Origin of the sequence: uncultured Demequina sp. (assembly GCF_913055775.1) — a bacterium.
Taxonomy (GTDB): domain Bacteria; phylum Actinomycetota; class Actinomycetes; order Actinomycetales; family Demequinaceae; genus Demequina.
This window is the reverse complement of record NZ_CAJXJX010000134.1, coordinates 1-6,833: the sequence shown is the minus strand read 5'-3', so window position 1 is coordinate 6,833 and position 6,833 is coordinate 1. Positions and strand designations below refer to the sequence as shown.

9 protein-coding genes are annotated in these 6,833 nt (G+C 70.1%); all 9 read left to right on the top strand.

Annotated elements, in window-relative coordinates; translation table 11 throughout:
- On the top strand, nt 1–331 hold a 331-nt coding region (ribH, locus tag QZ483_RS11745), incomplete at its 5' end, for a 6,7-dimethyl-8-ribityllumazine synthase (RefSeq protein WP_297084204.1).
- 171 nt (nt 332–502) lie between these two features.
- The gene (locus QZ483_RS11740; RefSeq protein ID WP_297084202.1) at nt 503–766 is read left to right on the top strand and encodes a phosphoribosyl-ATP diphosphatase; all 264 of its coding nucleotides are present in this window, start codon (nt 503–505) and stop codon (nt 764–766) included.
- An 8-nt stretch (nt 767–774) separates the two neighbouring features.
- On the top strand, nt 775–1,617 hold the full coding sequence (gene hisG, locus QZ483_RS11735; protein WP_297084200.1) for an ATP phosphoribosyltransferase: 843 nt from the start codon (nt 775–777) through the stop codon (nt 1,615–1,617).
- Nucleotides 1,618–2,595 carry a YafY family protein gene (locus QZ483_RS11730; protein ID WP_297084197.1) on the top strand — a complete coding sequence of 326 codons (978 nt, stop codon included), beginning with the start codon at nt 1,618–1,620 and terminating at the stop codon, nt 2,593–2,595. It begins immediately after the preceding gene.
- Entirely contained in the window at nt 2,588–3,511 is a 924-nt protein-coding gene (locus tag QZ483_RS11725; protein ID WP_297084195.1) for a YafY family protein, read from the top strand. Before QZ483_RS11730 ends, QZ483_RS11725 begins: the two co-directional genes overlap by 8 nt.
- A gap of 34 nt (nt 3,512–3,545) precedes the next feature.
- Nucleotides 3,546–3,776 (top strand): Sec-independent protein translocase subunit TatA, encoded by a 231-nt coding sequence (gene tatA, locus QZ483_RS11720; protein WP_297084193.1) that lies wholly within the window; start codon nt 3,546–3,548, stop codon nt 3,774–3,776.
- Nucleotides 3,777–3,807: 31 nt separating this feature from the next.
- Nucleotides 3,808–4,548, top strand: coding sequence for a twin-arginine translocase subunit TatC (tatC, locus tag QZ483_RS11715; RefSeq protein WP_297084191.1), 741 nt, complete (start codon nt 3,808–3,810; stop codon nt 4,546–4,548).
- Nucleotides 4,549–4,584: 36 nt separating this feature from the next.
- The gene (locus tag QZ483_RS11710) at nt 4,585–5,526 is read left to right on the top strand and encodes a diacylglycerol kinase family protein (RefSeq protein WP_297084189.1); all 942 of its coding nucleotides are present in this window, start codon (nt 4,585–4,587) and stop codon (nt 5,524–5,526) included.
- A partial coding sequence (locus QZ483_RS11705) for an aldehyde dehydrogenase family protein (protein ID WP_297084187.1) occupies nt 5,523–6,833 on the top strand: 1,311 nt, incomplete at its 3' end. The genes QZ483_RS11710 and QZ483_RS11705, both read left to right, overlap by 4 nt.

The following is a 6,833-nucleotide window of genomic DNA, read 5'->3' as shown; positions in this document are numbered from 1 at the left end:
CCGCTATCGCGTGACGCGCGTCGCGGGAGCATTCGAACTCACCGTGGTGGCGGAGCACCTGGCCGCCAAGGGAGCCGATGCGGTGGTCGCGCTGGGCGTCGTGGTGCAGGGGGAGACGCCGCACTTCGAGTATGTGTGCGAGTCCGTGACGCTGGGGCTCACGGAGGTCGCCCGCGCACACCGGGTGCCGGTCGGCTTCGGGGTCCTCACCGTGGACGACGTCCAGCAGGCCCTCGATCGTGCGGGCCTCGAGGGGTCCAAGGAGGACAAGGGCGCCGAGGCCGTCGAGGCCGCCCTGGACACGGCACTCACGCTGCGCTCGCTGGCCTGAACCGCGCGTCTTTGCCCGCGCATCGGCCCTTCACGCGCGCCTCTCTCACGCGAAATGGATCCTTTTCGCTTGCCTATGCGCCTAGACGAGTGAAATGGATCCATTTCGCTTGGATCGAGGGGGCGTTCAGGCTCGGACCCCGGCCCCGGTTCATCCCCTAGGCTGGGAGCCGTGAAGACCTTCGACCAGCTGTTCGAGGAGTTGTCGCGGCGCGCCGAGGAGCGCCCCGAGGGCTCAGGTACCGTCGCCATGCTCGACAAGGGCGTCCACGCGATCGGCAAGAAGCTGGTCGAGGAGGCCGCCGAGTCGTGGATGGCCGCCGAGTTCCAGTCCAAGGAGGAGGCTGCCGAGGAGATCTCGCAGCTGATCTACTGGGCGCAGGTCATGATGATCTCGAAGGGGCTCACCCCCGACGACGTGTACCGGAACCTGTAGGGAGAGAAGTGCTCCGCATCGCCGTCCCCAACAAGGGCTCGCTGTCCGAGCCCGCCTCGCAGCTCCTCAAGGAGGCCGGGTACAAGCAGCGCCGTGACCCGCGCGAGCTGGTCCTGGTCGACCAGCGCAACGAGGTCGAGTTCTTCTTCCTGCGTCCGCGCGACGTCGCGGTCTACGTGGGCTCGGGAACCGTGCAGGCAGGCATCACGGGCCGTGACCTGCTGCTCGACTCGGGAGCGCCCGCGACCGAGCACCTCGAGCTGGGCTTCGGCGGCTCGACATTCCGCTACGCGGCCCCGGCCGATGCGGTGACGAGCATCGAGGACATCGCGGGCAAGCGCGTGGCGACCAGCTACCCGCGGCTGGTCAAGCACCACCTCAAGTCGTTCGGCGTCGATGCCACGGTGGTGCGCCTCGACGGCGCGGTGGAGTCCTCGGTGCGCCTGGGCGTCGCGGACGTGGTGGCGGACGTGGTCTCGACGGGCACGACCCTCAAGGCCGCGGGGCTGTCGATCTTCGGCGACCCGATCCTCAAGTCCGAGGCGATCCTCATCAAGGGTCCGGACGTGGACGATGCCGCCCTCGCGGTCCTCACGGGCCGCCTGCGAGGCGTCCTCATGGCGCGCCAGTTCGTGCTGATCGACTACGACGTCCCCGACGAGCACCTGGACGCGACCATCGCGGTCACCCCCGGATTCGAGGCGCCGACGGTGACGCCGCTGCACGGCAAGGATTGGCACGCGGTGCGCGTGATGGTGCCGCGCAGCGAGCTCAACCAGATCATGGACCGCCTCTACGCGGCGGGCGGCCGGGGCATCCTCACCACGGAGCTGCTGGCGGTGCGCCTGTAGATGTCCGAGGTCTCGGCCGAGCAGCGGCGGCTCAACCTGATGATCGCTCTGTCGCGGACACGCCACCGGCTGACCCGCGAGCAGATCAGGGCGCGTGTCGAGGGCTACGACACGGTGACGCCCGGGGCCTCCGACGAGGAGCGCCAGCGCGCCGACGCCTCGTTCCAGCGCATGTTCGAGCGCGACAAGGACGAGCTACGCTCCATGGGCATCCCGCTGCGGACCATCACGGACCCTGTGCATCAGGATGATCTGGGGTATCGGATCGACGGCGACACCGCGATGCCCGCGCTGGACCTGAGCCTGCAGGACGCGGCCGTGCTGGCCCTGGCGGTCGACTACTGGGCGGGGAAGCCTCTCGAGGCCGATGCGCGCCACGGTTTCGCGAAGCTCATCTCCGCGATCGCTCACGGAGAGAGCCCGGCGCTGCCGTTCGGGGGCATGTCGACCACGGCGGGGGCCGATGCGATCGCCGTCCTGGCGGCGGCGGTGTCGGACCGGCAGGTGGTGCGTTTCGAGTATGCGTCCGCCAGTTCGCCCACGCGCCGTCGCACGGTTCAGCCGTGGGGAATCGTCATGCGCGCGGGCCTCGACTATCTGGTGGGCTGGGATGTGGACGCCGATGCGGTGCGCACCTTCCGGCTGGGCCGCGTTCAGGGCTCGGTGCGCACCGTGGGAGAGCCGGAGGCCTTCGAACGGCCGGCCACGCTTCCGCTGGGCGGTCTGGACGAGGAGTCTCCCGATCACGTGGCTGTCGTGGCGGTCCGACCCGAGGCCGGTCACGCGCTGCGGCGCCGCGGCGAGCGGGTGGGAGCCGAGGATGGGTGGGACCTGTTCCGCGTCCGGTATCGCCACGCGGACCTCGTGCGCGCGGAGGTGCTCGCGCTCCACGGTGGCGCGCGCGTGGTGGAGCCTGCGGAGCTGGCCGCTTCCGTCGCCGCTCACGCCCGCGCGGCCCGGGAGGTGGCGCGTGGCTGAGACGTCGAGGGATCGCATGGTCCGCATGCTCGGGATGGTGGCCTATCTCGAGGTGCACGGCCCCACGCCGGTGGCGACTCTCGCCGAGCACTTCGGGGTCACCGAGCAGCGCGCCAGCAGCGAGCTGTGGACGCTGGGCATGAGCGGGGTGCCCCCGTACCTGCCGGACGAGTGCCTCGACTTCGACTTCGACGCGCTCGACGAGGGCCTCGCCGTGCTGCGCGACTCGCAGGGCGTCTCCCAGGTGCGCCTCAGTGGCCAGGAGGCCGTGGCGCTCACCGGTGCTCTCGCCACGCTGATCGATGCCGGCACCGCGCCGGAGGGCGCGGCCCAGGTGCTGAGGCGCATCCGCGAGGCTTTCGGGGACGTCGCGCCGGTGACGGTCCTGGAAGGCGCGGAGCACGTGGGAACCGAGATCCGCGACGTGCTCACCGCGGCGATCGACGGCGGATCCGCCGTTGCCATCGGCTACGTCGACGCCCAGGATCGCCGCACGGAGCGGACGATCGAGCCGCACCGCCTGGTCGCGATCGACGGGGTGGGCTACGTCGAGTGCTGGTGCCGTCGGGCCGAGGACTACCGCACGCTCCGGCTCAGCCGCATCGAGTCCGCCGCCGCGCTGGCGTCGGAGCAGACCCACGGTCCGTCTCAGGAGCCCGGGTTCGCTCTTGCCGCGCAGTACGAGGCGACGGTGGTCGTCGCGCGCGGCGCGCGCTGGGCATTCGAGGACATCGCCGGCACGTCGATCGTGGTCGACGACGAGACGGCGACCGTGTCGTTCGGCGTCACCGACGAGGACTGGGCTGCGGCGCGCCTGATGTCCGTCGCGCCGCACCTGGTCAGCGTCGCTCCCCAACGCCTCCGTGACGCCCTGGCGCGGCACGCCGATGCCGTGCTGGCGGCGCAGGGCGCTTAGACTGTGGTGTCCGTGCACTACTGAGGAGACTTTCATGGGACCCCGCGAGATCATCATCATCGCCATCATCGTGGTGCTGCTGTTCGGCGCTCCCAAGCTCCCCGAGCTCGCTCGCAGCATCGGCAAGTCCATGAAGATCCTCAAGGACGAGACCAAGTCGCTCTCGGACGACGACAAGGACTCCGGCCAGGACGACTCGTCCGCCACGGGCACCGCCCCCGACAGCACCGTCGAGCTTCCCGACGATGAGGGGCGTGCCAAGTAGACGCGCGCGAGGGGCGGATCCCGATGCGCGGATGCCCCTGACCGCGCACTTCCGGGAGTTCCGCAACCGTCTGATCCTGGTAGCCGTGGGCCTCGCCGTCGGCTCGGTCGTCGGCTGGTTCTTCTACGTGCCCGTGTTCGAGGCGCTCCAGGAGCCGGTACTCGACGCCGCCGAGCAGTCCGAGGGCCTGGTGTCGATCAACTTCGCCGGCCTGGTGACGGCCCTCGACATGCGCATCAAGGTGTCGCTGTTCATCGGCATCGTCCTCAGCTCGCCCTGGTGGCTCTACCAGCTGTGGGCATTCGTCGCGCCCGGGCTGCGGTCGAGGGAGAAGCGCTACACCTTCGGGTTCCTGGGCACGGCGATTCCGCTGTTCCTGGGGGGCATCGCCCTCGCGTGGTGGGTCTATCCGCGGGCGGTGGACATCCTGACCGGCTTCACGCCCGAAGGCGGCTCGAACTTCCTCGACGCGCAGATGTTCATGACCTTCACGATGCGGCTCTTCGTCGCGTTCGGGATCGCCTTCGTGTTCCCCGTCATCATGGTGTTTCTGTCCTGGGCCGGCGTCGTCAAGCCTGCGACGTGGATGCGTGGGTGGCGGTGGGCAGTGCTGGTCATCTTCATCCTGTCCGCGATCCTCACTCCCACCCCCGACGTCTTCACGATGATGACGATGGCGGTGCCGATGACCGCGCTGTACTTCGCGGCCGTGGGCGTCGCGGGGCTCAAGGAGACGCTGGCCCGGCGCCGGGCGCGCCGCGAGCATGCGTAGTCGCGCGCGGCCCCGGCCACCGACGGGACATGCCCGATGAGCGTGCTCGGGGTGATCACCAACCCGACCGCGGGTTCCGGGCGCGGGCAGCGGTGGGGAGCGCAGGCGGTCGCGGCGCTGTCGGGCCGAGGCCACCGGGTCATCGACCTGTCGCGCGGTTCGTGGGCGGCGTCGCTCGAGGAGGCGCGGCGCCGCCACCCCGAGCTCGACGCGCTCGTGGTAGTCGGTGGCGACGGCATGGTGCACCTGGGGGTGCAGGCGTGTGCCGGCTCGCGGCTTCCGCTGGGAATCGTGGCCGCCGGCTCGGGCAACGATGCCGCGATGTCGCTGGGACTCCCGCTGCACGATGTCGAGGTCTCGGTCGCCGCACTCGAACGCGGGCTCGATGGAGACGTCGCGCGGATCGATCTGGGGCGCATCGACGGCGGCGGGGTCGCGGACCGCAAGGGCCGGCGGTACTTCGCCGCGGTGCTGTCGATGGGAATCGACGCGGCCATCGCCGCGTACGGCAACCGCCTGCGCTTCCCCCGCGGCCCGCTCAAGTACAAGGTCGCCACCGCGAGGGAGCTGCCGCGGTTCCGCCCGTACGGGGTGCGCATCGAGGCCGACGGCGAGACGTGGGAGCAGTCCTGCACGCTCGTGGCCGTGGCGAACGGCCCGGTGTTCGGCGGCGGGCTGTGCATCTCGCGCGACTCGTCGCTCGTGGACGGCTCCGTCGAGCTCGTCGTCGCTGATGCCGTCAGCCGCCGGCGCATCGTCCAGCTGTTCCCCAAGCTCTATGACGGCTCGGTTCTCGACGAGCCCGAGGCGCGCGTCGTGCGTGCGAAGCGGGTGCGCATCGGCCCTGCGCCCGGCGGGGCGCCGCTGCCTGCGGCGTTCGCGGATGGGGAGCTCGTGGGACCTGCGCCGCTCGACATCCGCGCGGAGCGCGGCGCGCTGCAGGTGCTCGGCGGAAGGCCGGATAGCCTGAGGGCATGAGCACTCCGGCGGAGCGGTTCGCCGCGGCGAAGGCACGAACGCGGCACCACGACCTGAGCGTGTTCGAGGAGTCCCTGAGCTTCCCGCTCGACGACTTCCAGCGGGAGGCCTGCATCGCCGTGGGCGATGGGCACTCGGTGCTCGTCGCGGCACCCACGGGGGCGGGCAAGACCATCGTCGGCGAGTTCGCGGTGCATCACTGCGTTGCTCGGGGGGAGAAGGCGTTCTACACGACGCCCATCAAGGCGCTCAGCAACCAGAAGTACCTCGAGCTGCGACGGGCCTACGGCGATGACCGCGTGGGCCTCCTCACCGGCGACACCTCGATCAACTCCGAGGCGCAGATCGTGGTGATGACCACCGAGGTGCTGCGCAACATGATCTACGCCTCCTCGCCCACGCTGGATCGCCTCGGCGTCGTGGTGCTGGACGAGGTGCACTACCTCGCCGACCGCTACCGCGGCTCGGTGTGGGAAGAGGTGATCGTCCATCTCGATGCCAAGACCGCCATCGTGTCGCTGTCCGCGACGGTGTCGAACGCCGAGGAGTTCGGGGCGTGGCTCACCGAGGTGCGCGGCGACACCAGGGTGATTGTCTCCGAGCGCCGACCGGTGCCGCTGTGGCCCCATGTGCTGGTCCGCGAAGGCATCTTCGATCTGTATGCGCCGGGCGTGGATCCGCTCGATCCGGGTCCGACACCGCGACTCAACCCCGAGCTGGAGGCGATCACCCGGCGGCAGCGCCACGAAGATGGGCGCTCGCACCCCACGCGTGCGCAGTATCGGCCGGCGCGCGGCGGGCGCCGGCCCCAGGGAAGGCGCAGCCCACCCAGGTTCGCGGTGGTCGATGTCCTCGACCGTCAGGCTCTGCTCCCCGCGATCGTGTTCGTGTTCTCGCGCGCGGGCTGTGAGGACGCCGTCGACCAGGTGCGCGCATCCGGTCTGAGACTCACGTCGGACGAGGAGGCCGCCCGCATCGCCCAGAAGCCTTGGGCCGCGCGCACCGCAGAAGACCGCGCCAACGTGCTGATGAAGTGGCACGACCTGATGATGGCCGCGCAGGACGACCTCGGCGCCATCATGACCGCCGAGCAGGGCAAACCGCTGGCCGAAGCCAAGGGTGAAATCGCCTATGGCGCCAGTTTCGTTGAATTTTTTGCCGAAGAGGCCAAGCGCATTTACGGCGAAACCATCCCCGGCCACCAGCGCGACAAGCGGATCACCGTGATCAAGCAGCCCATCGGTGTCGCCGCATCGATCACGCCTTGGAACTTCCCGAACGCCATGATCACGCGCAAGGCCGCTCCG